Raw genomic sequence first — 24299 nt, 5'->3', positions numbered from 1 at the left:
CCCGCATGACCGAAATCGCAACGACACTCGACCCCGCTATCATCGACCGCTTCGCGGCCATAGTCGGCGACAAATACGCGCTGCGCGACGAGCAGGACATCGCGCCTTACCTCGTCGAGCGGCGCGGGCTCTGGCACGGCGCGACGTCGCTGGTGCTGCGGCCGGGCAGTGTCGACGAGGTCAGCCGCATCATGCGGCTGGCGACCGAGACGGGAACGCCGGTCGTGCCGCAAAGCGGCAACACCGGGCTGGTCGGCGCCCAGGTGCCGGACAAGTCCGGCCGCGAGATCATCCTGTCGCTGTCGCGGCTGAACCGCGTCCGCGAAATCGACGTCCTGTCCAATACGGTAACGGCGGAGGCCGGCGTCATCCTGCAGACGCTGCAGGAAGCGGCCGATGCCGCCGACCGGCTGTTTCCGCTGTCGCTCGCAGCACAAGGCTCCTGCCAGATCGGCGGCAACCTGTCTTCCAACGCTGGCGGCACCGGCGTGCTGGCCTACGGCAATGCGCGTGAACTCTGTCTCGGCGTCGAGGTGGTGCTGCCGACGGGCGAGGTGTTCGACGACCTGCGCAAGCTGAAGAAGGACAACACCGGCTACGATCTGAAGGACCTGTTCGTCGGTGCCGAAGGCACACTCGGGGTCATCACCGCCGCCGTGCTGAAACTGTTCCCGAAGCCGAAGGGGCGCGAGGTCGCGTTCGTCGGCCTGTCGTCTGCCGAAGCGGCACTGTCGCTGTTCAGCCTCGCGATGGACCGCGCCGGCGCTTCGCTCACCGCCTTCGAACTGATCGGCAAGAGACCCTACGATTTCACGCTGAGCCATGGTCAAGGTGTCGTGCGGCCGCTGGCCGATGACTGGCCCTGGTATGTCTTGATGCAGGTTTCCTCCGGCCGCTCGGAAGACGACGGCCGGGCGCTGATCGAAGAGGTGCTGGCGGATGGTCTCGAGCAAGGCATCGTTGGCGATGCGGTGGTCGCGGCAAGCCTTGCCCAGGGCGACGCTTTCTGGAATTTCCGCGAGACGCTGCCCGAATGCCAGAAGCCGGAGGGCGCTTCGATCAAGCACGACATTTCGGTGCCGATCGCATCGATCCCGCGCTTCATCGAAGAGGCGGCCGGCGCGGTGGCGTCGGTCAGTGCCGGTGCCCGCGTGGTCTGCTTCGGCCATATGGGCGACGGCAACCTCCACTATAACATCTCGCGGCCCGTCGATGGCGACGACGAGGCGTTTCTCGCCCTCTACCATCCCATGAACCAGGCCGTGCACGATGTCGTGCGCTCCTTCCACGGCTCGATCTCGGCCGAGCATGGCATCGGCCAGCTGAAGCGCGACGAACTGATCGCCACCGCGCCGCCGATGGCCATCGATCTGATGCGCCGGGTGAAAGCTGCCTTCGACCCCGCCGGCATCATGAATCCCGGTAAGGTTATCTGATCCTTTCAACATCTAGTGGTCAGTGGCATTCCGATAACCATCCCTGAGATCAGCAAAATTTAACCGACTTTCTTAAGCGCGGCGGTAAGGACCCCACGCTACTGTTTCCCCATAACGAGGCCGGGAAAACTGGCCCGGAGAGAACCGGACACCGGCTCTCAGGAGACAGACAGGAAGGCACTCTATGAACACCGGACTGAAGCCAGTCTGGGCGGGACGCAACATGCGCCTCGACCCATTCCGACTGCCCCAGATGGTCAGCTACGCCACGCGCGACGATTATGGCGACGTGACGTTCACCATCGACCACCGTGGCGCCGTGATCCGCCGCATGCTCGAGATGAGCGGCGTGCCGGCGATCATCGCCCTTCCGGCCAATGCGTTCCGCGGCGTTGCCGCCCGCGCAATGGAGGATCCGGAGGGCAATGTCACGGTGACCCTGGAACTCCTGCACAATGATCCGATGCTGTCGGTGCCGCTGCTGGTGGCCGACGATCTCGACGATGTCGCCGCCGACTGGCGCGCCTGGGCCGATGCCTACCGCCTGCCGATGCTGTTGATCGAATCGGACGGCGTCGCCCGCACGCTGGAAGAATCGCTCGGCGCCGCCATCAAGACGCTGCCGCCGCAGGATCGCCGCAAGGGCCGCGTTTCCAATACGCGCCGTCCGCGCTTCCTTGCCCGCCGCAGGGCCGGCAACCTCGGTCTCAGGCTGGTCATCGACGGCCAGGAGATCATTTCGCGCGATTAGCCTTCTTCTCCACGTCACTATACGGGGAGTTGAGGAGCGGTCCGCGAAGCGGACGAAAAGCCAACTGCTTGGCTTTTCGAGTGACGAACGCCCGGCAGGGCGATGAGGGGCGGCGCTGACCTAAGTGTTCGGCCACCATCTTAAGACCTAATTGAGTGTGCGCTGGTTCGCCGCTGAACCTCGCTTCACGGTTGGTGCTGCCCCTCATCCGGCTGCCCGCCACCTTCTCCCCGTATAGTGACGGGGAGAAGGAAGACTACACCAGCGGCTTCAGCGCCACCCATACTGCGCCGCCGATCAGGCCGAGGAAGATCAGCCAGCCGACCTGGTTGTTCGACCGGAACAGCCGCAGGCATTGGTCCGGATCGTTGATATCCAGCACGGCGATCTGCCGGGCCATATGGGCGCCGGCGGCGATCAATCCGGCGAGCGCCACCACCGGCGCCTGCGCCGAGGCGAAGGCGATGGCGAAGCAGATCAGCGTGCCGCCGTAAAGCCCGGCCAGCCACGATTTGGTGTTGTCGCCGAACAGCCGCGCCGTCGAGCGCACGCCGACAATGGCGTCGTCTTCCTTGTCCTGATGCGCATAGATCGTGTCGTAGCCGATCACCCACAGGATCGAGCCGATATAGAGCATGATGGCGGGGCCATCGAGATCGCCGAACTCGACCGCCCATCCCATCAGCGCGCCCCAGGAAAAGGCAAGGCCGAGAAACAGTTGCGGCCAGTTGGTTATCCGCTTCATGAATGGATAGATGGCCACGACCACCAGCGAGCAGATGCCGAGCAGGATGGCGAAGCTGTTGAACTGCAGGAGCACGACAAGGCCGACCAGGGCCTGCAGGACAAGAAACACCCAGGCCCGCCGGCGCGTGGTCTGGCCCGACGGCAGCGGGCGCGAGCGGGTGCGCTCCACCTGGTTGTCGATGTTCTCGTCGACGATGTCGTTGTAGGTGCAGCCGGCTCCGCGCATGGCGATGGCGCCGACCAGGAACAGCACGAGATACAATGGCGCCGGCAGCAGCGAGAGCAGCGGGTCGCCGGGACGCGGATAGGCGCTCGCGGCAAGTGCTGCCGACCACCAGCACGGCCACAAAAGCAACTGCCAGCCGATAGGCCTGTCCCATCGCGCAAGCTGCGCATAAGGCCAAACCGCGCGCGGCAGCACACGGTAGACCCAATGGCCGTTCGGCGCATCGGCAACACGGCCTTGGGCCGCTTTCGACTGGATGGTTTCCATACCTATGGAGTGGCAGCAGCCGCGGAAACCGTCAAGCGGGAAGCGGGCGACGGGCGGCCGTCAACCTGTCACGACGCGAAGATGTCGCGTGTCGAAAACCAGACCTTCGCCGTCTCGACGAATGCCAATACCGCATTCGACACGCGCTGGTGTGTGTCATAGGTGAGGATGATGCGCTGCATCGGCAGCGGATCCGACAGCGGCTTGCAGATCAAGGGCAGGCCGTCATAGCTGCGGTCGCCTTGCGGGCGGGTGTAGCTGACGGCGACACCAAAACCATTCGCCACCATGCTGCGCTGGAGTTCGAACGAACTTGTCGCCCTGTCGGCCACCGGCGAGAGGCCGCGGCTGCGGAACAGGTCGAGCATGTGCTGCCAGCTTTGCGGTTGGTCCGTCGTGATCAGCGGATAGGCGGCCAGGTCCGCCAGGCTGACCTCGGCGTGGTCAGCCAGCTTATGGCCGGCCGGCAACAGCGCATGCGGCCGCAACTCGTGCAGCAGGATGCGAGCGAAATGCGCGGGCAGGCCGAGATCGTAGCTGAGGCCGAGATCGAGGGCGGCATCCGCCAGACGCCGCCCGAGCGTCTCGAACGTCTCGTCGCGAACGATGACATCGACATTTGGATGGCGTTCGGAGAAAGCGCGGATGAGACCCGGCGCGAAATACGGCGCCAGATCCTCGAAACATCCAAGCACCAGCTCGCCGCCGACAGCTGAATTGCCCGAGCCCAGGCTCATCAACTCATCCGTCTCGGCAAGAACCTGTTTTGCCTTGGCCACGACGACGCGGCCGAAGGAGGTCAGCGAAACGCCGCTTCCGCGCTGGCGCACGAACAGTTTCTGGCCGAAATTCTTTTCGATCGCGTCGATCGCCACCGAAATCGAGGGCTGGGAGATGTTCAGAGTTTTGGCCGCGCTGGTTACGCTGCCGTGGCGGGCGACGGCGACCAGGTAGCGCAGTTGAGTGAGGGTGAGGTTCATAGTTTTGTTCTATGTGTCAGATGAGAAGTTATTATTTTACTGAATGAATTGATGTTGCGATAGTCGGTTCATCCCAAGAGGAGAACGCCATGGCTTCCCTGACTGCCGCCCGCGCCATCGACACCGGCCTGATCGATGCGGACACCATTGCCGACTACCAGCGTGACGGCGCCGTCTGCATCCGCGGCGCCTTCAAGGGCTGGGTCGATACGATTGCCGCCGGCATCGAGCGCAATATGCAGAACCGCAGCGCCACCGCGTCCGACATCGCCAATGGCCGTGGCAGTTTCTTCGACGATTACTGCAACTGGGAGCGCATTCCCGAATTCGTCGAGGTGGTGCGGAAGTCGCCGGCCGCCGAACTGGCGGCGGCGGTGATGCAGTCGCGCACCGCGCAGTTCTTCCACGATCATGTGCTGGTCAAGGAGCCGGGCACGCAGAAGCCGACGCCCTGGCATCAGGACATCCCCTATTATTTCGTCGATGGCCAGCAGACGGTCAGTTTCTGGATCCCCATCGATCCGGTGAAGGAGGCGACGCTGCGCCTGATCGCCGGCTCGCACAAATGGGACAAGATGATCCTGCCGGTGCGCTGGCTCGACGACAGCAATTTTTATGCCGGTGAGGGCGACTACCTGCCGGTGCCCGATCCCGACAACGATCCGTCGATGAAGGTGCTTGAATGGGAGATGGAGCCGGGCGACGCCATCCTGTTCGATTTCCGCACCGCGCACGGCGCGCGCGGCAATCTGACAGCGGCCCGGCGCCGGGCGCTGTCGCTGCGCTGGGTCGGCGACGATGCCCATTATGTCGAGCGGCCGGGCCGCACCTCGCCGCCCTATCACGGCCATGGCATGCAGCCGGGCCAGAAACTGCGTGAGGACTGGTTCCCAGTCGTTTTTCCCGGCTGAGTCGAATTGCCAGAAAATCGGCGGCGATGGCCGCCGCCGATTTTCTGCTGGATAACGTTCCCGTGCGCAATTCGGATCAAAACACCCTGATGCCTTGACCCGTCGCCCGGAGAGCAATAGCGGGTGCTCTCCAGGGTTTGCATCAAGAGGTGGCCATGAACGTTCTTCTTCTGGGCTCCGGCGGCCGCGAACATGCGCTTGCCTGGAAGATCGCCGCCTCGCCGCTGCTGACCAAGCTCTACGCGGCTCCCGGCAATCCCGGCATCGGCGCCGAGGCTGAACTGGTAAAGCTGGACGTTGCGGATCACGCCGCCGTCGCCGCCTTCTGCCGCGAGAAAAAGATCGACCTCGTCGTGGTCGGTCCGGAAGGGCCGCTGGTCGCCGGCATCGCGGACGATCTGCGCGCTGAAAACATCCGCGTCTTCGGCCCTTCGAAGGCCGCCGCGCGGCTAGAAGGGTCGAAGGGTTTCACCAAGGACCTCTGCGCCCGATACGACATCCCCACCGCCGCCTATGGCCGTTTCAACGATCTGGCCTCGGCCAAGGCCTATGTCGAAAAGACGGGCGCGCCGATCGTCATCAAGGCCGATGGGCTCGCCGCCGGCAAGGGTGTCACCGTCGCAATGACCCTGGACGAGGCGAGGGCGGCCCTCGATGCCTGTTTCGAGGGTTCCTTCGGCGCTGCCGGCGCGGAGGTGGTGGTCGAGGAATTCATGACTGGCGAGGAGGCGAGTTTCTTCTGCCTTTGCGACGGCACCACAGCGCTGCCCTTCGGCACCGCGCAGGACCACAAGCGTGTAGGCGACGGCGACACCGGCCCCAACACCGGCGGCATGGGCGCCTATTCGCCGGCTCCGGTGATGACGCCGGAGATGGTCGAGCGCACCATGCGCGAGATCGTCGAACCGACCATGCGCGGCATGGCCGAGCTTGGCGCGCCTTTCGCCGGCATCCTTTTCGCCGGGCTGATGATCACGGACAAGGGGCCGAAGCTGATCGAATACAACACCCGCTTCGGCGATCCGGAATGCCAGGTGCTGATGATGCGGCTGAAGGACGACCTGCTTGTGCTGCTCAATGCCGCCGTCGACGGTCAGCTGGCGCACACGTCCATACGCTGGCGCGACGAGGCGGCGCTCACCGTGGTGATGGCGGCGCGGGGCTATCCCGGCACGCCGGAAAAAGGCTCGGTCATCCGCGGCGTCGAGGACGCGGCTGGCGACGGCGTCCAGATCTTCCACGCCGGCACCGCCATCAATGGCGGCGCGCTGGTCGCCAATGGCGGCCGTGTCCTCAATGTGACGGCGACCGGGACCACGGTCGGCGAGGCGCAGAAGCGGGCCTATGCCGCGCTCGACCGGATCGACTGGCCGGATGGCTTCTGCCGCCGCGACATCGGCTGGCAGGCCGTGGCGCGCGAGAGGGCGAGCTGAGATTTCGGTTTACGGCTGACCGCGATCGATTTCGGTCGAACCGGTGCTGACCGGGTCGGCCGCGGCGAAGGCTGCGTTCAACTGCTCGGGTGAGCGTTGTCCGGTCCGCTTCCAGGCGACATATTGGACGATGCCGAAACCCGGCCTGCGCGGCACCGTCTTCACGACCGGCATGTGGAACCCCTCGCGGAATTTCGACCAGCGCGAGCCGAGCACCGAGACCATTTCCTCGAAGGTCGGCGGCGTTGCCACATCGGCGTAAATGAGGGTGGTCTTGCCGGCGAGCGCGGCTTCGCGCGAGAGCGGCACCGGCACGCTGGCAAGATAGTCGGATGGCACGTCGATCAGCCCGCCAAAGGGCCATTGCTGGCGCAGCGTAGCGGCATCCGTCGGCACGACGTTGACGTCGATATTGTTGGGCGTGCCGGCAACCCTGTAGGGGCAACGGAAGCGGCCGCAATTGGCCTGCGCCGAAAATTGCCAGAGCGCGTAGCCCTGCCAGTTGCCCATCGGGAAATGCACGTCGATATCAGGTTTGTAGCGTGCGTACCAAAGCGGCAGCCGCGACAGGAGCCGGTATTTGTAACGATTGTCGGCGATGTACTGCGCGGTCTTGCCGTTGGTGTAGAGCACCGGGAAACGGCCGACGCGCCGGTGCACCTGGCGCACGAACTCCTCCGCATCGTCAAGCGACATCCATTGCGAGGGATCGATGCCTTCGATGTCGAGCGCCATGAGATCGTCCGGCGCGGGATCGGCGAAATCGAGGAAATTATTGGCCTGCTCGACCGGATTGCCGGGCCGGGCAAGATGATAGGCCCCCCATTTCATGCCGAGCGCCTTGGCCACGACCCGGCGCGTCTGGAACAGTTCGCGCGTCACCGCATGGCGCTTCCACAGCGCCTTGCACAGCTTCACGTCGGTGTCGCTGCCGAAACAGAAATAGGGCGGCGGCATGCCGTCGGAGGCCTTGTTGATGAAGGCGGCGATGCGCTTGTCGGTGGCAAGCTGCCCCCAGTCGATGGGATTGTACTCGTAGGCGTCGATGACCAGAGCGCGGTCGGCGTTCTTCCATGGCTCGGAGAAGTCCGAGGCCGTTGCCGCCGATATCAGCGCCATCATCGCCGCAAGAGCGATCGCTGAGCGGCGAAGAAGATGCGCCGGCGTTTTCAAACAGGGGGTCCCCGTTGATCAAACACCGATGGTGAACCGCTATGGTTAAGGAATGCTTCTCTATGCAGGGGCGTAGGGCTAGCGCCGGCTGAACGGCTGGAATTCGAACGGGTCGGGCGCGGGCTCTTGCTGGAGCGTGCCTTCGGCGACGCGCTTGCGGTGGTGGGCGAGCGAGCATTGCGGCGAGCACAATATGCCGCGATCCGACCAGTAGGCCGCGCCGTGCTCCAACTGGCCGCCGTGATGCCAGAATCCCGTCGCGCGGTAGGGCAAGCCGCATTCGATGCAGCGATAGGCGTCGGGTCTGGCGAGCATGGGCGGTTCCGGTCGGCTGGTTCTGGTCTGTCGGGGGTCGGCTTGATACGGCGTCCGTTGAATTTAATACAGGCCGGCGCGATTGCAAAATCCACGTGACAAAGTTTGACGTTTACGTAAAAAGAAACCGGGAGACCGCCCAAAGGCGGATGGTTTTACGGCCGCACCGGCTCTAGGTTGGCGAGGCCGATGCATCAGGAGGATCGAGCGGCATGTATCGGGCACCGGTCGAGGATATCGCGTTCACGCTGAAGCATGTGGCGGGTATGAAATCCGCTCTCGATGCCGGCACATTCGGCGATCTCGTTGAGGATCTGGTCGATGCCGTCCTTGGCGAGGCCGGCCGTTTCGCCACCGAGGAGGTGGCGCCCCTCTACAAGATCGGCGACGAACACGGTGCCGTGCTGAAAGACGCCGCCGTCAACACGCCGCCCGGCTGGAAGGACCTCTATCGCCGCTGGATCGATGGCGGCTGGAACGCGCTGTCCGGCCCTGAAGACTATGGCGGCCAGGCGCTGCCGACCATGCTGGGCGTCGCGGCGCTCGAAATGTGGAACTCCGCCGCCATGGCCTTCGGCATTGGCCCGACGCTGACCATGGGCGCGGTGGAAGCGCTCGACAAGCATGCCTCCGAGGCGCTCAAGGCGAAATATCTGGCAAAGCTCGTCTCCGGCGAGTGGATGGGCACGATGAACCTGACCGAACCGCAGGCGGGCTCGGATCTCGCCGCCTTGCGTTCGCGCGCCGAGCCCGCCGGCGACGGCACCTATCGCATCTTCGGCCAGAAGATATTCATCACCTATGGCGAGCACGATTTCACCGACAACATCATCCATCTGGTGCTGGCGCGGCTGCCGGACGCACCGGCCGGCACGCGCGGCATCTCGCTGTTCCTGGTGCCGAAATTCTTCGTCAACGATGATGGCTCGCTCGGCGGCCGCAACGACGTGTTCTGTTCCGGCCTCGAGCACAAGCTCGGCATCCATGCCTCGCCGACCTGCACCATGATCTATGGCGACGGGTTCCAGGGCGCCAGGCCCGGCGCCGTTGGCTGGCTGATCGGCGAGGAGAACAAGGGCCTCGCCTGCATGTTCACCATGATGAACAATGCGCGGCTTTGCGTCGGCATGCAGGGCGTCGCGGTCGCGGAAGCCGCGACGCAGAAGGCGATGGCCTATGCCAATGAGCGCCGCCAGGGCAAGGCGGCGGATTATGCCGGCGCCGGCATGGCACCAATCGTCCATCACCCCGACGTGCAGCGCAATCTCCTGACCATGAAGGCGCTGACGCAGACGGCACGGGCGATCAGCTATTCCTGCGCCCACGCCATCGACATGGCCCGGGTCTCGGACGGTGACGAGGCAGCGCATTGGCGCGACCGCGCCAATCTTTTGACGCCGCTCGCCAAGGCATTTTCGACCGATGTCGGCGTCGAAGTGGCTTCGCTCGGTGTGCAGGTGCATGGCGGCATGGGCTTCATCGAGGAGACGGGCGCGGCGGCCTTCTACCGCGACGCGCGCATCGCGCCGATCTACGAGGGCACCAACGGCATCCAGGCGATCGACCTGGTGACCCGCAAGCTGCCGCTCGGCGGCGGCGAACATGTCCATGGCTTCATCGGCGAACTGGCCGCCGTCGCCAATGCCGTGCGCACTTCCAACCTGCAGGGTTTCGGCCGCACCGCCGATGCGCTTGATGCTGCACTCAGCGATCTGACGCAGGCGACGCGCTTCCTGCAGAAACTGTCGGCCGACGGCCGGATGGAGGAGGCGCTGGCGGGAGCGACGCCGTATCTCAGGCTGATCTCGCTTGCCGCCGGCGGCGCCTATCTGGCGCGCGGCGCGCTCGCCGACCAGGGCCGGATCGCGCTGTGCCGGTTCTTCGCCGAAAACCTGCTCGGCGAGGCACGCACTTTGAAGGAACGCGTCATCGACGGCGCGGAGAGCCTCGCTGCCGCCGGCAAGACGCTGATATCAGCTTGAATTCTCACAGCGCTCACCAGGGAAAAAGACCGTGACAGACCATATCCTCGTCGAGCGCCAGGGCGCCATCCAGATCATCCGCGTGAACCGCCCGGACAAGAAGAACGCGCTGACACGCGCCATGTACGCAAAGATGTCGGCGGCGCTTGCCGAGGGCGACGCCGATCCGGCAATCCGCGTCCACGTCGTCCTAGGCGTGCCCGGCGCCTTCTCCTCCGGCAATGACCTTGCCGATTTCATGGTTGTCGCCACCGGCGGCGATGGCGGCACGGAGGTCTGGGATTTCCTGATGGCGCTGGCCAGCGTCGAAAAGCCCATCGTCTCCGGCGTCGACGGCATCGCGGTCGGCATCGGCACGACGATCAACCTGCATTGCGACCTGACCTTCGCCACGCCGCGCACCGTGTTCAGGACGCCTTTCGTCGACCTCGGCCTGGTGCCCGAGGCGGGATCGAGCCTGCTGGCGCCGCGCATTCTGGGGCAGCAGGGCGCCTTTGCGCTGCTCGGTCTCGGCGAGGGTTTTTCCGCCGAACGCGCCAAGGCCGCCGGCCTGATCTATGAGGTGGTCGAGGAGGCCGCGCTGGAGGCCTCGGTGCTCGCCGCCGCCGGCCAGATCGCCGCCAAGCCGCCGCAGGCGCTGAAGATCGCGCGCGACCTGATGCGCGGCTCGCGCGACGACCTCGTCGCCCGCATCGGCGAGGAAAGCGAACATTTCCGCGAGCGACTGAAGTCGGACGAGGCGCGCGCCGCGCTCACCGCATTCATGACCAGGAAGAAGAGCTGAGGCCTTGCCCTTTCAGGGATAAAGCCGCGCCTTGTCCCAGCCGCCTTTCGCGTTACGGGAAAAAACCACCCGATCGTGCAGCCGGAACGGACGGTCGTGCCAGAACTCGATCGTCCTCGGCACGATGCGGAACCCCGACCAGTGTTTCGGCCGCGGGATCTCGCCGATGGCGTATCGCGCCGTGTATTCGGCGACAGCCTTCTCCAGCGCAAAGCGGCTTTCCAGCGGCCGGGACTGCTTCGACGCCCACGCGCCGATGCGGCTGCCGCGTGGGCGCGTCGCGTAGTAGGCGTCGGCTTCGGCGTCGCTGACGATCTCCACCGGGCCGCGAATCCGCACCTGGCGGCGTAGCGATTTCCAGTGGAAACACATCGCCGCCTTCATGCTGCCAAGAATCTCCTGGCCCTTCGCGCTCTCGAAATTCGTGTAGAAAACAAAGCCGCCTTCATCGAACCCCTTCAGCAGCACCATCCGCACATCCGGCATGCCTTCGGCGTCAACGGTCGCCAGCGCCACGCCGTTGGCATCGTTGATCTCACTCTTGGTGGCGTCATCAAGCCATGCGGCAAAAAGGCGAAACGGCTCGGCCGCTTCGGTAAAGTCACCGGTTGTTAACTCTGTGTCACTCATAGTTTTTCTCAAATTGTCACGAGATCAGGGAGGTTGCCGATTGTCGCGTATCGCGCAAGCTTTTGACAGCAGGCAATGGGGCGTTATCGCTTCGGCCAGCGCGAAAGCGGCGATCGTGGCGGCGGCCTTGCCGCTTGCCGCCTGCGGCGCGGGTGGCTTCAGCCTGGAAAAAGCCGAAGTCGACCGCTCGATCCTGACCAGCAGCACGCAGGCTTCATCGGTGCCGGCCGATTCGGATCGCGACTCAGACCAGACGACGATCGGCAACGCGGTGTCGTCCGCCGACATCGAGCAGCTTGGCGGCCAGGCCGTGCCGTGGGCGAATGCCGGCACCGGCTCTCGCGGCTCCATCACCGAACTGGCGGAATTGAAGGACAGGGGCCAGACCTGCCGCCGCTTCAAGGCTTCGCGCGAAAGTTTCGACGGCGTTGCCATGTTCGAGGGCGAACTCTGCCTGGCCAGCGCCGGCGGCTGGCGCATGCAGGGCTTCAAGGCGCTCTAATTTCCGCCTTTGATATGACGCTCCGCTACTGGAATTTCTTCCTATGCGAGCGCATATAGGGGGCAAGTATGGACTCAACTCATTTCCAGGGCAGGAAGCATGCGCGACCCGTATGAGGTCCTGGGCGTTGCAAAGAACGCATCGGCCAAGGACATAAAATCGGCGTACCGGAAACTCGCCAAGAAACATCATCCGGACCAGAATCCGAATGATCCCAAGGCGAAGGACCGTTTTGCCGCGGCCAACCAGGCCTATGAGATCGTCGGCGACGAGAAGAATCGTGCCGCTTTCGATCGCGGCGAGATCGACGCCGACGGCAAGCCGCGCTTCCAGGGTTTTGAGGGTGCCGCCGGTGGCGGCGACCCCTTTGCCGGGTTTCGCCGCCAGCAAGGGGCCGGCGGTTCGCGATTCGAATTCCGTTCGGGGCGCCCGGGCGGCGATCCGTTCGACGGCAACAGCGATATTTTCAGCCAGATTTTCGGCGACGCCTTTTCCGGCGCGCGCGGCGCTGGCGACCGCCGCCAGCCGGCGACGGCGGCCGATCTGAACGTCACGCTCGACGTCACCATCGAGGAAGCGGCCACCGCCGAAAAGGTGACGGCGATGTTCCCGGATGGCCGCAAGGTGGCGGTCAAACTGCCGGCCTTTGTCGAGGATGGCCAGACCATCCGGTTGAAGGGGCAGGGCGAGCAGGGGCCGGGCCAGCCCGGCGACGCGCTGGTCAAGATCCATATCCGCCGGCATCCGCGCTACCGCATCGAGGGCCGCGACCTGCATGCCGATCTGCCGGTATCGCTGGCGGATGCGGTGCTGGGCGCCAAGGTGCCGGTCGAGACGCCGACCGGCAGGCTCGCGGTCAACGTTCCCGCCTGGTCGAGTTCGGACAAGGTGCTGCGGCTCAAGGGCAGGGGTCTGCCGGAAAAGGCCGGCGGCCATGGCGACCTCTACGCCCATGTCCGCATCATGCTGCCGGAGGGCGGCGACAGCGCTCTCGAAGCGTTGATGCGTGGTCAAAAAGGCTGATCCAGCGCTCTTGTCCCCCGAACTGTCCGGTTTGAGCGCTTGAAGGGGCTGTGTGCCTGTGCGATAGGCACTCCACAAAGCACAAACCTTGCGGAGAGCGCTCACATGGCGGGTGGACAGGGCCTGATGGCCGGCAAGCGCGGCCTTATTCTTGGCGTCGCGAACAACAGGTCGATTGCCTATGGCATTGCCAAGGCATGCGTCGACCATGGCGCCGAGATCGCGCTGACCTATCAGGGCGAGGCGTTCAAGAAGCGCGTCGAGCCGTTGGCGGCTGAACTGGGCGCCTTTGTCGCCGGCCATTGCGATGTCACCGATCCGGCGAGCCTCGACGAAGTCTTCGCCAATGTCGCCAGGCACTGGGGCAAGCTCGACTTCCTCGTCCACGCCATCGCTTTCTCCGACAAGGACGAGCTGACCGGCCGCTACGTCGAGACGACGCGCGACAATTTCCTGCGCACCATGGACATTTCGGTGTTTTCCTTCACCACCATCGCCAAGCGCGCCGAGGCGCTGATGACCGATGGCGGCTCGCTGCTGACGCTGACCTATTATGGCGCCGAGAAGGTGATGCCGCACTACAACGTCATGGGTGTCGCCAAGGCCGCGCTCGAAGCCAGCGTGCGTTACCTCGCCGTCGATCTCGGCGGCAAGAAGATCCGCGTCAACGCCATCTCCGCCGGCCCGATCAAGACGCTGGCCGCCTCGGGTATTGGCGACTTCCGCTACATACTGAAGTGGAACGAATACAATTCGCCGCTGAAGCAGACGGTCACGCAGGAAGAGGTCGGCGATTCCGGCGTCTATTTCCTGTCCGACCTGTCGCGTGGCGTCACCGGTGAAGTGCACCATGTCGATTCCGGCTATCACGTGGTCGGCATGAAGGCGGTCGACGCGCCTGACATTTCGACCGTCAAGGAATAGCCCCTCCGTTCATCCTCCGCCCAGGCCCTGGCCCGACCTCCGGAAGACCTGATGTACCCGCTGGTTTATATCGTGCGCCACGGCCAGACCGCGTGGAACGCCGAATTCCGGCTTCAGGGCCAAGCCGACACCGACCTCAATGCCCTTGGCCGCGAGCAGGCGACCGGAAACGGGCGTCGGCTGGCCCAACTTGTCGGTGATCCCGAGGATTTCGATTTCGTCGCCAGCCCGATGCGGCGGACGCGCGAAACGATGGAACGTATCCGCGCCGCGATGAAGCTCGATCCGCTGGCCTATCGAACCGATGTCAGGCTGATCGAGGTCAATTTCGGCGACTGGCAGAGCTTTACCTTTGCCGAGCTCGAGACGCAGTCTCCCGGGGCAAGTCGGTCCCGCGCACTGGACAAATGGAATTTTCAGCCACCCGGCGAGGGGGCGGAGAGCTACCAGATGCTGCTCGAACGGGTGAAACCCTGCTTCGACGAGATCGATCGCAAGACGGTCTGCGTAACGCATGGCGGCGTCATGCGCACCCTGTTCCGCATCGTGCTCGACATGGCCGAGGACGAGGCCGCGAACCTGGAGATACCGCATGATCGCGTGCTCAAACTCGAAGGCCAGAGCCTGGAATGGCTTTAGGCCGGCCTGGGGCGGAACAAATATTCCCTAGTTCGTGTCGCTGTCAGGCAGCTGCATATCGGTCACGACATTCTCGCCATTGGTCACGTCGTAGGCGATGACGATGTCCATGCCCGGCTTCAGCGAGTCGAGATCCGTTTCGGCGTTCAGCTTGTAGGATTTGCCGTCGTCCAGCGTCAGGGTCAGCGCGTCCTTGTCGATCTTCTTGATCAGGCCTTCGGTCTGTCCGGCAAAGGCGGCGGTGGAATAGAGCAGGGCGGCGGCAACAGCGCCAATCAGGGTACGCATGATCGTCCTCTTTGGTCATTGCGCCGGCACTGTGGCGGCGGATCCTCAACGGCGGATGGAAGAAAGCAGAAACCAGCCGAATGTGTCAAAACTTAAACGGCGGGGATGACAGTTTGACCACCGCAAAAAACGCCAATAGAAGGCAGGCTTCAACCGGCTCCGCTGCCGGGCAGGGCACTTTTCCATGTCTCACAACACGTTCGGCCACCTTTTCCGCGTCACCACCTGGGGCGAAAGCCATGGCGCAGCGCTTGGCTGCGTGGTCGACGGCTGTCCGCCCGGCATCCGCTTCACGCGCGACGAAATCCAGGCAGAACTGGACAAGCGCCGGCCGGGACAGTCGCGCTTCGTCACGCAGCGCCGCGAGCCGGACGAGGTGAAGGTGCTGTCGGGTTTCGTCCTCGACGAGGACGGCGAGACGATGATCACCACCGGCACGCCGGTCTCGATGCTGATCGAGAATGTCGACCAGCGCTCGAAGGATTATGGCGAGATCGCCCGCCAGTACCGGCCGGGCCATGCCGACTACACCTATGACGTCAAATACGGCATACGCGACTATCGCGGCGGCGGCCGTTCCTCGGCCCGCGAGACGGCGGCACGGGTAGCGGCGGGTGCCTTGGCGCGCAAAGTGGTGCCGGGCATGGTGGTGCGCGGCGCGCTGGTGTCGATGGGCGAAAAATCGATCGACCGCGCCAACTGGAACTGGAATTTCATCGGCGACGCCGAAAATCCGTTCTTCACGCCCGATCCCGCTTCCGTTCCCGTCTTCGCCCAGTATCTCGACGGCATCCGCAAGTCAGGCTCCTCGGTCGGCGCTGTGATCGAGATCGTCGCCGACGGCGTTCCGCCGGGGCTTGGCGCGCCGATCTATGCCAAGCTCGACCAGGACATTGCGTCGGGGCTGATGTCGATCAACGCCGTCAAGGGCGTCGAGATCGGCAATGGCTTCGAGGCCGCGCGCATCACCGGCGAACAGAATGCCGACGAGATGCGCATCGGCAATGACGGCAAGCCGGTGTTCCTGTCCAACAATGCCGGCGGCATCCTTGGCGGCATCTCGACCGGCCAGGCGATCATTGCGCGCTTCGCCGTCAAGCCGACATCGTCGATCCTGACGCCGCGAAAGTCGATCGACAAGGATGGCAACGACGTCGAGGTGATGACCAAGGGCCGGCACGACCCCTGCGTCGGCATCCGCGCCGTGCCGATCGGCGAGGCCATGGTTGCCTGCGCGATTGCCGACCACTATTTGCGGCATAGGGGACAGACGGGCCAGGGGAGTAGGGCAGTAGGGCGGTAGGGCGGCATGCTACGCCCAGCGCCCAGACAGCCAAATTTTTGCTTTCCCCTACTGCCTTACTGCCCTATTCCCCTACTGCCCTGCGAGCAAAGCGAGCGTCCATGCCTTACGACCAGAAGAAGATTGTCGAAGCCATCCGCGCTTTCGAACGCGGCGAGATCGTCGTCGTCATGGATGATGACGGGCGCGAGAACGAGGGCGACCTGATCGTCGCCGCCGTCCACTGCACGCCGGAAAAGATGGCCTTCATCGTGCGCAACACCTCCGGCATCGTCTGCACGCCGATGCCGCGCGAGGAAGCCAAGCGGCTCAATTTGCAGCCGATGGTCGCCGACAATGATTCAGCCCACACCACCGCTTTCACCGTCAGCGTCGATTTCAAGCATGGCACGACGACAGGCATTTCGGCCGACGACCGCACGCTCACCGTGCGCAACCTTGCCAATGGCAATGTCGGCGCTTCCGATTTCGTCCGTCCCGGTCACATCTTCCCGCTGATCGCGCGCGAGGGCGGCGTCCTGATGCGTTCGGGCCATACCGAAGCGGCGGTCGATCTCTGCAAGCTCGCCGGCCTGCCGCCGATCGGGGTCATTTCCGAACTGGTCAATGACGACGGCACCGTCAAGCGCGGCCCTCAGGTGCAGGCTTTCGCCGAAGAGCATGGCCTGAAGCAGGTGTCGGTCGCCGACCTCATCGCCTACCGCCAGCGCAAGGAGACGCTGGTCGAGCGCGTCGCATGCTCCGATATCGACACGCTCGGCGGCAAGGCGCAGGTCTTCACCTACACGCTGCCCTGGGACACGATGCATCACGTCGCTGTCGTCTTCGGCGACATCCGCGATGGCGAGGAGGTGCCGGTGCGGCTGCATTCCGAGGATGTAGTGACCGATGTCTTCGGCACCAGCCATCGGCTGGACGGCATCATGAAGGCGATGGGCGAACGCAAGCGTGGCGTCATCGTCTATCTCAGGGAGGGCTCCGTCGGCGTCGCGCACCAGGAGCGCAAGCGCCCGCTGAGCGGCGACCGCGAAGATCACGAAGAGGCCCGCCGCCGCGAGAACGAATGGCGCGAAATCGGCCTCGGCGCGCAGATACTGAAGGATCTCGGCATTTCCTCGATCAACCTGATCGCCTCGCGCGAGCGCCATTATGTCGGCCTCGAAGGCTTTGGCATCCACATCGCCAAGACCGAGATACTCTAGGATATGTCGATATTGAGATGAGGCCGGTCGGCCTCATCTCAATTGCACATCTCCTGGCTGTCACTCTGCCGGAACGGCGGCGGCTTCGCACCCGTCCAGCTCGCATCTATGGGTGGCCAGGACGCGCTGGCCGGCGAGCACGGTGGCCAGCGCGATCGTGCCTGATGCCACGGAGACCCAGAACCCGTTCTGCGCGCCGAACGCATCCACCACCGCGCCGGCGGCGAAGGAGCCCAGCGCCATGCCGATGCCGATCCCGGTGGTCACCCAGGTGATGCCTTCGGTCAGCATCGCTTCAGGCACATGCCGCTCGATCAGGCCAAAGGCCGTGATGAAGGTCGGCGAGATCGCCACGCCGCTGAGGAAGACAGTCAGCGCCAGAAGCGGCACGCTGCCGGCGGTGAGCGGCAGCAGCGTGCCGAGCGCAACCAGGGCGACCGCGATGGCGAGTTGGCGCTGCAGCGGTGCCTGCAGGTTGAGTGCGCCGACAATGATGCCGAGCACGAACGACCCCAGCGCGTAGACACCGATGACGAGGCTGGCGGCGCCGGGCTGGCCAAGCTCCTTGGTGATGGCCACGGTGCTCACTTCGGTCGTTGCGAAGGTGGCGCCGATGAAGATCAGGGCAAAGGTGATGATCTGCACTGGCCGCAGGCGGATCGCCGAGCCGCTCGAGCCATGGTCCACCGCTCGCACTTGCGGTTCGGTCGATCGCTGCAGGATGAAGGCCGTCGAGCCCAGGGCAAGGAACAGCGTGCTCGCCAGCATGCCCGCCTCCGGAAACAGGGCGGCGCTCAGGCCGACCGACAGCGATGCGCCGGCGATATAGACCAGCTCATCCGCCGCCGATTCGAAGGCGAAGGCGGTGTTCATCTCGGGCCGTCCCCGGAAAAGCTCGGTCCAGCGCGCGCGCACCATGGCCGGCATGCTGGGCATGGCCGCCGCCAGCAGCGCCGACACGAACAGCGTCCAGACCGGCCAGTCCTGATTGGCGGCCGCAACCAGCGTGATGAAGGCGAGCACGGAGACGATTGTCGTGGGCACGACGATCCGTGTCTGGCCAAGGCGGTCGACCAGTCTTGATATCTGCGGCGCCAGGAATGCGTTGGCCAGCGCGAATGTCGCCGAGACGGCGCCCGCCAGCCAGTATTCGCCGCGCGTCTGCGACAGCATCGCCACGATGCCGATCGGCGCCATGGCGATCGGCAGGCGCGCCATGAAGCCGGCGGCTGCAAATCCCTTGGCTCCTGGGGCGCGGAAAATTTCCGAATAGGGGTTTTGCATGATGGTTCCTCGACAAAGGCCGGTTTGACAATTACATACGAAGCGTATGAGAAATAGATAGAGCATACGCGGCGTATGTCAATTGGCATACGAAACGTATGTGAATAGGACCAGGCGGAAATGCACAGACCCCGCAAGGAAATGATCGCCGAAACGCGTGCAAAGCTGATCGCCGCGGCCCGCCAGGCCTTTGGCACGATCGGTTATGCCGAGGCGTCGATGGATGATTTCACCGCATCCGCCGGGCTGACGCGCGGCGCGCTCTATCATCACTTCGGCGACAAGAAGGGCCTGCTGCAGGCGGTTATAGCCGAAATCGACGGCGAGATGGCGGCCCGGGTGAATGAGGTCGCGTCGCGAGCGCCGAACCGCTGGCAGCATTTCGTCGACGAGTGCACGACCTATATCGAAATGGCGCTCGAGCCGGAAATCCAGCGCATCATGTTCCGCGACGGTCCGGCCGTGCTGGGTGATCCAGCACTTTGGTCGAATGCCAATGCCTGCGTTGGTTCAATGACCGATCATCTGACCGCGCTGCAGGGGGAAGGGGTAGTCGTCCCGGACGTCGACCCCGAGACCGCCGCGCGGCTGATCAATGGGGCGAGCAGCCAGGCGGCGCAGCGGATCGCCAATTCGAACGACCCCGAAGCGACGTCTAAGATGGTGGTTGCAGCGTTCAAGCAACTGCTCGAGGGACTGCTCAGAAAACCGGCTTCGCAGCAGAGCTAAATCCCCTTTGCGCGCGCCGCTGTCCACCGCCCGCGATTGACAATCCCCGGGTTGAGCGCATCCTCCCCAGCCATCTCTGGAGGGGAGATTCGGGACATGTGGGATTTCGATATCGGCAGGTCGGTGTCCATCATGATGCGGACCTGGCCTTTCATTGTCTTTCGCATGATCGTCTATTTCGGCATCACGCTGGCCTACATCGTGGCGACCGGCACCGGCGCGTCGGTCGGCTATGGCGTCGGCCATATCTCCACGGATCCCGACGGGCCGATGTCCTTTGCCCTGTGGGGCGGCGTGGTCGGCTTCGGCGTGGTTTCGATCGCCGTCTACTGGATCCGCGAATACATCCTCTACGTCGTCAAGGCCGGCCATATCGCCGTCATGGTCCATCTGATCGACGGCCGGGATGTGCCCGATGGCCAGAACCAGATCGCCTATGCCAGGCAGGTCGTGACCGAGCGTTTCGCCGAGGCCAACATCCTTTTCGTCGTCGACCAGCTGGTCAAGGGCGCCATCCGCGCCATCACCGGCCTGCTCGGCGGCATCGCCGCCTTCCTGCCCATACCTGGCTTGAGCGGCCTGGTCTCCTTCATCAACACGGTGATCCGCCTGTCGCTGACCTATGTCGACGAGATCATCCTCGGCTACAACATCCGCATCAATTCGTCCTCGCCCTTCGAAACCGCCAGGCAAGGCGTCGTGCTCTACGCCCAGAACGGCAAGACCATGGTGAAGAACGCCGTCTGGCTGGCGGTCATCATGTGGGGCGTGTCCTTCGTGATCTTCCTTTTGATGCTGGCCCCGGCCGGCGCCATTCTCTTCATGATGCCCGGACAACTCGCCGGCTGGGCCTTCGTGCTCGCCATCGTTTTCGCCTGGGCCTTCAAGGCGGCCTTCATCGAACCCTTCGCAATCGCCTGCCTGATGCAGGTCTATTTCAAGACCATCGCCGGCCAGGTGCCCGATCCGGCCTGGGACATCAGGCTGGCCGAGGCGTCGTCGAAGTTCAGGGAACTGAAGGACAAGGCATTGGCCTCCTTTGGCGGCTCGCGCTGGGGCACGGCCGGCGCAACGCGTTGATCGGGGGCACATGCGGGCGCGCAGGCGGCGGTGTTTAGGTGTGCCACCGCTGACTTGAGCGATGCCTCGCCTTGCCCGCAAAACGTCTCGCTCATGATCAGTTCGGGCAGCGGCAGCCGCCGGCCCCAGCCATGCGTTTCAAGGTCGGGTTTGGGCGCGAACTCGGAAACCCGGCCGACGCAGAGATAGGCGATCGGCGTCACGTGCTCCGGAATGGACAGCAGGCTTTTCAGCGCCTGTGGCTCGATGATACTGACCCAGCCGACGCCGACGCCTTCGGCGCGCGCCGCCAGCCAGAAATTCTGCACCGCGCAGACCGTGCTGTAGAGATCCATCTCCGGATTGTGCCAGCGCCCCAGCGGCGAACCCTGCGAGCGCCGGCGGTTGCAGGTGATGCAGATGTTGAGGGCGCTTTCGCAGATGCCCTCGAGCTTGAGCTTGCGGTAGAGCCCCTGTCTTTCCGCATCGATTTCGGGCAGTTCCTGTTCGCGCGCGGCCAGGAACAGGTCGCGCACATCAGCCCGTCGCGCGGCATCGCGGATGACGATGAAATTCCACGGCTGCATGAAGCCGACCGACGGTGCATGATGGGCGGCAAGCAGCAGCCTTGCCAACACCTCGTCGTCGAGCCCTGTGGGCAGGAAATGGCTGCGCACATCGCGCCGCGTGAACATGGCGCGGTAGACCGCATCGCGTGCCATCTGGTCAAATCCGTCGCCCATAGGAGCGGTCATGGTTTTCGGCATCGCTTGTCCCCTTGCGATTGCAATCAATGCCAGCCGCCTGACCATGCGGATGACGATGCCTGCCAGGCCGGTCTTCTGGCTCGGGATCAACCCACGTCCGGTGCCTTCCCGTCATCGACAGTGGCATTTACCGGCGCGGTCCCCCTCACAGCGTTGGGCACGCCACGGAATTCAACCGTGTTCCCGATTCTCCCGCCAGAGCATTTGCAGCCAAGTGGAATCACTCGGCGTCGCAGAATGCGACTAAACAAACAGACTGGCGGGCACCAGGCAGTGGCTGCGACCTTACGCCGAAGCCTTGGCGGCGCCAATCCCCGTAGCGACGCCAATGGACGCAGGCGCGATTTTCCCCAGTCATCAAGCCGCAATGCATGGCCATCGCGGCGCCGGGGCACTAGATAGGGGGCATGGCCACTCGTCTCTACACCCATCCGATCTTCCTGGATCACATCACGCCGCCCGGTCACCCCGAGCGGCCGGATCGCTTGCGCGCCATCGAGCGCGTGCTCGACGACGAGGCCTTTGCCGCGCTTGATCGCGTCAAGGCGCCGGAAGGCGACGAGGCCACCATCCTCTACGCGCACCCCGCCGATTTCGTCGCCCGCGTGCGCGCCGCAATCCCCGAAGAGGGCCTTGCCCGTATCGATGCCGACACCACCGCCAGCCCGAAGAGCTGGCAGGCGGTGATCACCGCGATCGGCGCCGCCAACGCCGCCGTCGACGATGTCTTTGCAGGCCGCGCCGACAATGTCTTCGTCGCCGCCCGCCCGCCCGGTCACCATGCCGAAAAGACCACCGCGATGGGTTTCTGCTTCTTCAACACGGCGGCGATCGCGGCCCGCTATGCGCAGAAGAAGCATGGCGCCGAGCGCGTCGCGGTCGTCGACTGGGACGTCCATCACGGCAATGGCACCCAGGATATCTTCTGGGACGATCCCTCGGTGCTCTATTGCTCGACGCACCAGATGCCGCTCTATCCCGGCACCGGCGCGAAGAGCGAGACCGGCGTCGGCAACATCGTCAACGCGCCCTTGGCGCCACGGACCGGCGGCGAGGTGTTTCGCGATGCTTTCCTGTCGCGCGTGCTGCCGGCGCTCGACAATTTCGCGCCCGATCTGATCATCATCTCGGCCGGGTTCGACGCGCATCACCGCGACCCGCTGGCCGAGATCAACCTGACCGAGGACGATTTCGACTGGGCGACCGGCCAGCTGATGCAGCGCGCCGCGCGCCACAGCGGCAACCGGCTCGTCAGCCTGCTCGAGGGCGGCTACGATCTGCAGGGACTGGCATTTTCGGTCGCCGCCCATGTCGGGCGACTGATGAAAGGGTGAATGATGGCTGGTGAAACCAACGAAGACGTCAAGGCGATGAGCTTCGAACAGGCGCTCGACGCGCTGGAGAAGATCGTCGATGATCTGGAGCGCGGCGACGTACCGCTCGACCAGTCGATCCGCATCTACGAGCGCGGCGAGGCGCTGAAGGCGCATTGCGACCGGCTGCTGAAGGCCGCCGAGGACAAGGTCGAGAAGATCAGGCTGTCGCGCGACGGCAAGCCGGTCGGAACCGAGCCGCTCGACGCGGATTGAATGGCGGTCTTGCCTTACCGGTTTTTGGACACGATCATGGCTGAGGATTAAGCTCGTCCCGATTGAAACGGCTCCAGGACAATAGGAGATACGGAAACGATGTGCAGAAACATCAAGACCCTGTTCAATTTTGACCCGCCCGCAACCAATGACGAAGTCCGCGACGCTGCCCTTCAGTTCGTCCGCAAGCTGAGCGGAACGACACGGCCGTCGAAACAGAACCAGCATGCGTTCGATCTCGCCGTCGAAGCCATCGCGGCATCGGCGCGCGAACTTCTTGATTCACTCGAAACCAACCAGCATCCGCGCAATCGTGAAGAGGTGGCGGCCAAATTGCGGGCAAAGGCGGCGATCCGCTTCGCCTGATGCCGCCAAAATGGCCATCGCGCGCTGACAAGGAGAGTTCATGAGCTTCTTCCCGGGGAAAGACCCTGAAGCCGGCGACGCCTTTGCCAGCGATCAGATCGAGCTGATGGTTATCCCGAACGCCAAGGACATTGGCGGCTTTGAGGTCCGTCGCGCTTTGCCGACCGCCAGGAGGCGTCTGGTCGGGCCGTTCATCTTCTTCGACCGCATGGGGCCGGCAATCCTGCGGGCGGGCCAGGCGCTCGACGTCCGTCCCCACCCGCATATCGGCCTGTCGACGGTAACCTATCTGTTCGACGGCAAGATCAGGCATCGCGATTCCCTGGGCACCGAAATGGTGATCCAGCCCGGCGACGTGAATTTGATGACCGCCGGCCGCGGCATCGTGCATTCCGAGCGCACGCCGGAGGAATTGCGCGGCGCGCCGATGTCGGTCTCCGGCCTGCAGACATGGCTGGCACTGCCCGATGGCAAGGAGGAAGTGGCGCCTGTGTTCGAGAACACCGCCGCCTTGCGGCTGCCCGAGATCGATGCCGAAGGCGTCCGCGGCCGCATCGTCATTGGTGATTTCCAGGGACTGCGCTCCCCGGTGCGGGCCGATACCGAGACGCTCTACGCCGACCTCAGGCTGGCGCCCGGCGCCAGCATAAAGATCCCGGCCGATGCGGAAGAACGCGCCATCTACACGCTGGAAGGCGAGGTCGCGATTTCGGGCGACGTCTTTCCGGCCGAACGGCTGCTGGTGTTCCGGCCCGGTGACGAGATCATCGTATCGTCGCAAACCGGTGCGCATTTCATGCTGTTCGGCGGCGCCTCGCTCGGCTCGCAGCGCTACATCTGGTGGAATTTCGTCTCCTCGTCGAAGGAACGCATCGAGCAGGCCAAGCAGGAATGGAAGACGGGCCGCTTCGATATCGTTCCTGGAGATGAGGAAGAGTTCATCCCACTGCCGGAAAACTAAGGAATATCGCCCAAAAGCGGCCCGGTTT

General features: G+C 64.2%; 25 protein-coding genes, 1 pseudogene and 1 riboswitch. Of the genes and pseudogenes, 18 read left to right on the top strand and 8 right to left on the bottom strand.

What is annotated here, in order from left to right:
- The first annotated feature begins 5 nt into the window (after positions 1-5).
- A complete protein-coding gene (locus JG746_RS26130; RefSeq protein ID WP_202355336.1) occupies positions 6-1436 on the top strand; it encodes an FAD-binding oxidoreductase in 1431 nt (476 codons plus the stop codon).
- Between the two features lie 184 nt (positions 1437-1620).
- A complete protein-coding gene (locus tag JG746_RS26125; protein WP_010914851.1) occupies positions 1621-2187 on the top strand; it encodes a DUF6101 family protein in 567 nt (188 codons plus the stop codon).
- 256 nt (positions 2188-2443) lie between these two features.
- Here JG746_RS26125 and ubiA read toward each other — a convergent pair whose 3' ends face one another.
- Both ubiA and JG746_RS26115 read right to left on the bottom strand, forming a co-directional pair.
- Complete coding sequence (gene ubiA, locus JG746_RS26120; protein WP_202355335.1) at positions 2444-3427, bottom strand: 4-hydroxybenzoate octaprenyltransferase; 984 nt, start codon at positions 3425-3427, stop codon at positions 2444-2446.
- Between the two features lie 68 nt (positions 3428-3495).
- The gene (locus JG746_RS26115) at positions 3496-4407 is read right to left on the bottom strand and encodes a LysR family transcriptional regulator (protein ID WP_202355334.1); all 912 of its coding nucleotides are present in this window, start codon (positions 4405-4407) and stop codon (positions 3496-3498) included.
- An 89-nt stretch (positions 4408-4496) separates the two neighbouring features.
- Between JG746_RS26115 and JG746_RS26110 the strand changes: the two genes are divergently transcribed.
- Complete coding sequence (locus JG746_RS26110; protein WP_202355333.1) at positions 4497-5318, top strand: phytanoyl-CoA dioxygenase family protein; 822 nt, start codon at positions 4497-4499, stop codon at positions 5316-5318.
- Positions 5319-5473: 155 nt separating this feature from the next.
- Positions 5474-6751 carry a phosphoribosylamine--glycine ligase gene (purD, locus tag JG746_RS26105; RefSeq protein ID WP_202355332.1) on the top strand — a complete coding sequence of 426 codons (1278 nt, stop codon included), beginning with the start codon at positions 5474-5476 and terminating at the stop codon, positions 6749-6751.
- A 9-nt stretch (positions 6752-6760) separates the two neighbouring features.
- On the opposite strand, the gene JG746_RS26100 is transcribed toward purD, so the two are convergent.
- A complete protein-coding gene (locus tag JG746_RS26100; RefSeq protein WP_202359474.1) occupies positions 6761-7873 on the bottom strand; it encodes a glycoside hydrolase family 25 protein in 1113 nt (370 codons plus the stop codon).
- Positions 7874-8002: 129 nt separating this feature from the next.
- Positions 8003-8239, bottom strand: coding sequence for a hypothetical protein (locus JG746_RS26095; RefSeq protein ID WP_202355331.1), 237 nt, complete (start codon positions 8237-8239; stop codon positions 8003-8005).
- A gap of 212 nt (positions 8240-8451) precedes the next feature.
- On the opposite strand from JG746_RS26095, the gene JG746_RS26090 reads away from it, so the two are divergent.
- Entirely contained in the window at positions 8452-10221 is a 1770-nt protein-coding gene (locus JG746_RS26090; RefSeq protein WP_202355330.1) for an acyl-CoA dehydrogenase, read from the top strand.
- A gap of 31 nt (positions 10222-10252) precedes the next feature.
- Entirely contained in the window at positions 10253-11005 is a 753-nt protein-coding gene (locus JG746_RS26085; RefSeq protein ID WP_202355329.1) for a crotonase/enoyl-CoA hydratase family protein, read from the top strand.
- Between the two features lie 12 nt (positions 11006-11017).
- Here the strand turns inward: JG746_RS26085 and pdxH are convergent, their stop codons facing one another.
- On the bottom strand, positions 11018-11635 hold the full coding sequence (pdxH, locus tag JG746_RS26080; RefSeq protein ID WP_202355328.1) for a pyridoxamine 5'-phosphate oxidase: 618 nt from the start codon (positions 11633-11635) through the stop codon (positions 11018-11020).
- Positions 11636-11675: 40 nt separating this feature from the next.
- On the opposite strand from pdxH, the gene JG746_RS26075 reads away from it, so the two are divergent.
- The 4 genes from JG746_RS26075 to JG746_RS26060 all read left to right on the top strand — a co-directional run bounded on the left by JG746_RS26075 (position 11676) and on the right by JG746_RS26060 (position 14723).
- Positions 11676-12137 carry an RT0821/Lpp0805 family surface protein gene (locus JG746_RS26075; RefSeq protein ID WP_199644985.1) on the top strand — a complete coding sequence of 154 codons (462 nt, stop codon included), beginning with the start codon at positions 11676-11678 and terminating at the stop codon, positions 12135-12137.
- 99 nt (positions 12138-12236) lie between these two features.
- Positions 12237-13160, top strand: a complete 924-nt coding sequence (locus JG746_RS26070) for a DnaJ C-terminal domain-containing protein (RefSeq protein ID WP_202355327.1) — start codon at positions 12237-12239, stop codon at positions 13158-13160.
- 105 nt (positions 13161-13265) lie between these two features.
- Positions 13266-14084 carry an enoyl-ACP reductase FabI gene (fabI, locus tag JG746_RS26065; RefSeq protein WP_202355326.1) on the top strand — a complete coding sequence of 273 codons (819 nt, stop codon included), beginning with the start codon at positions 13266-13268 and terminating at the stop codon, positions 14082-14084.
- Between the two features lie 51 nt (positions 14085-14135).
- The gene (locus JG746_RS26060; RefSeq protein ID WP_202355325.1) at positions 14136-14723 is read left to right on the top strand and encodes a histidine phosphatase family protein; all 588 of its coding nucleotides are present in this window, start codon (positions 14136-14138) and stop codon (positions 14721-14723) included.
- 27 nt (positions 14724-14750) lie between these two features.
- Here the strand turns inward: JG746_RS26060 and JG746_RS26055 are convergent, their stop codons facing one another.
- Positions 14751-15011 (bottom strand): DUF1344 domain-containing protein, encoded by a 261-nt coding sequence (locus JG746_RS26055; protein WP_095771047.1) that lies wholly within the window; start codon positions 15009-15011, stop codon positions 14751-14753.
- A 184-nt stretch (positions 15012-15195) separates the two neighbouring features.
- Between JG746_RS26055 and aroC the strand changes: the two genes are divergently transcribed.
- Complete coding sequence (gene aroC / locus JG746_RS26050) at positions 15196-16314, top strand: chorismate synthase (RefSeq protein ID WP_202355324.1); 1119 nt, start codon at positions 15196-15198, stop codon at positions 16312-16314.
- 101 nt (positions 16315-16415) lie between these two features.
- Complete coding sequence (gene ribB / locus JG746_RS26045) at positions 16416-17516, top strand: 3,4-dihydroxy-2-butanone-4-phosphate synthase (protein ID WP_010914867.1); 1101 nt, start codon at positions 16416-16418, stop codon at positions 17514-17516.
- Positions 17517-17576: 60 nt separating this feature from the next.
- Here ribB and JG746_RS26040 read toward each other — a convergent pair whose 3' ends face one another.
- Positions 17577-18800: an MFS transporter gene (locus tag JG746_RS26040; RefSeq protein WP_202355323.1), complete on the bottom strand. Its 1224-nt coding sequence runs from the start codon at positions 18798-18800 to the stop codon at positions 17577-17579.
- Positions 18801-18920: 120 nt separating this feature from the next.
- Here JG746_RS26040 and JG746_RS26035 point away from each other — a divergent pair, with 120 nt between their 5' ends.
- Both JG746_RS26035 and JG746_RS26030 read left to right on the top strand, forming a co-directional pair.
- Entirely contained in the window at positions 18921-19529 is a 609-nt protein-coding gene (locus JG746_RS26035; RefSeq protein ID WP_202355322.1) for a TetR/AcrR family transcriptional regulator, read from the top strand.
- A 96-nt stretch (positions 19530-19625) separates the two neighbouring features.
- Positions 19626-20609 carry a hypothetical protein gene (locus JG746_RS26030; protein WP_244730449.1) on the top strand — a complete coding sequence of 328 codons (984 nt, stop codon included), beginning with the start codon at positions 19626-19628 and terminating at the stop codon, positions 20607-20609.
- A gap of 116 nt (positions 20610-20725) precedes the next feature.
- Here the strand turns inward: JG746_RS26030 and bluB are convergent.
- Positions 20726-21310 (bottom strand): annotated as a pseudogene (bluB, locus tag JG746_RS37250) (5,6-dimethylbenzimidazole synthase); the annotation flags it as partial.
- Between the two features lie 94 nt (positions 21311-21404).
- Positions 21405-21598, bottom strand: a riboswitch (cobalamin riboswitch).
- A gap of 164 nt (positions 21599-21762) precedes the next feature.
- On the opposite strand from bluB, the gene JG746_RS26020 reads away from it, so the two are divergent.
- The 4 genes from JG746_RS26020 to JG746_RS26005 all read left to right on the top strand — a co-directional run bounded on the left by JG746_RS26020 (position 21763) and on the right by JG746_RS26005 (position 24271).
- Positions 21763-22689 carry a histone deacetylase family protein gene (locus tag JG746_RS26020; RefSeq protein WP_202355321.1) on the top strand — a complete coding sequence of 309 codons (927 nt, stop codon included), beginning with the start codon at positions 21763-21765 and terminating at the stop codon, positions 22687-22689.
- 3 nt (positions 22690-22692) lie between these two features.
- On the top strand, positions 22693-22944 hold the full coding sequence (locus JG746_RS26015; protein WP_013532792.1) for an exodeoxyribonuclease VII small subunit: 252 nt from the start codon (positions 22693-22695) through the stop codon (positions 22942-22944).
- A gap of 99 nt (positions 22945-23043) precedes the next feature.
- Positions 23044-23310, top strand: a complete 267-nt coding sequence (locus tag JG746_RS26010; RefSeq protein ID WP_202355320.1) for a DUF2277 domain-containing protein — start codon at positions 23044-23046, stop codon at positions 23308-23310.
- A gap of 40 nt (positions 23311-23350) precedes the next feature.
- Entirely contained in the window at positions 23351-24271 is a 921-nt protein-coding gene (locus tag JG746_RS26005) for a pirin family protein (protein ID WP_202355319.1), read from the top strand.
- Positions 24272-24299 lie beyond the last annotated feature (28 nt).

It is taken from the genome of Mesorhizobium sp. 113-3-3, assembly GCF_016756495.1.
Taxonomy (GTDB): domain Bacteria; phylum Pseudomonadota; class Alphaproteobacteria; order Rhizobiales; family Rhizobiaceae; genus Mesorhizobium.
The sequence above is the reverse complement of the archived record's forward strand: the minus strand, read 5'-3'. Positions and strand labels throughout refer to the sequence as shown.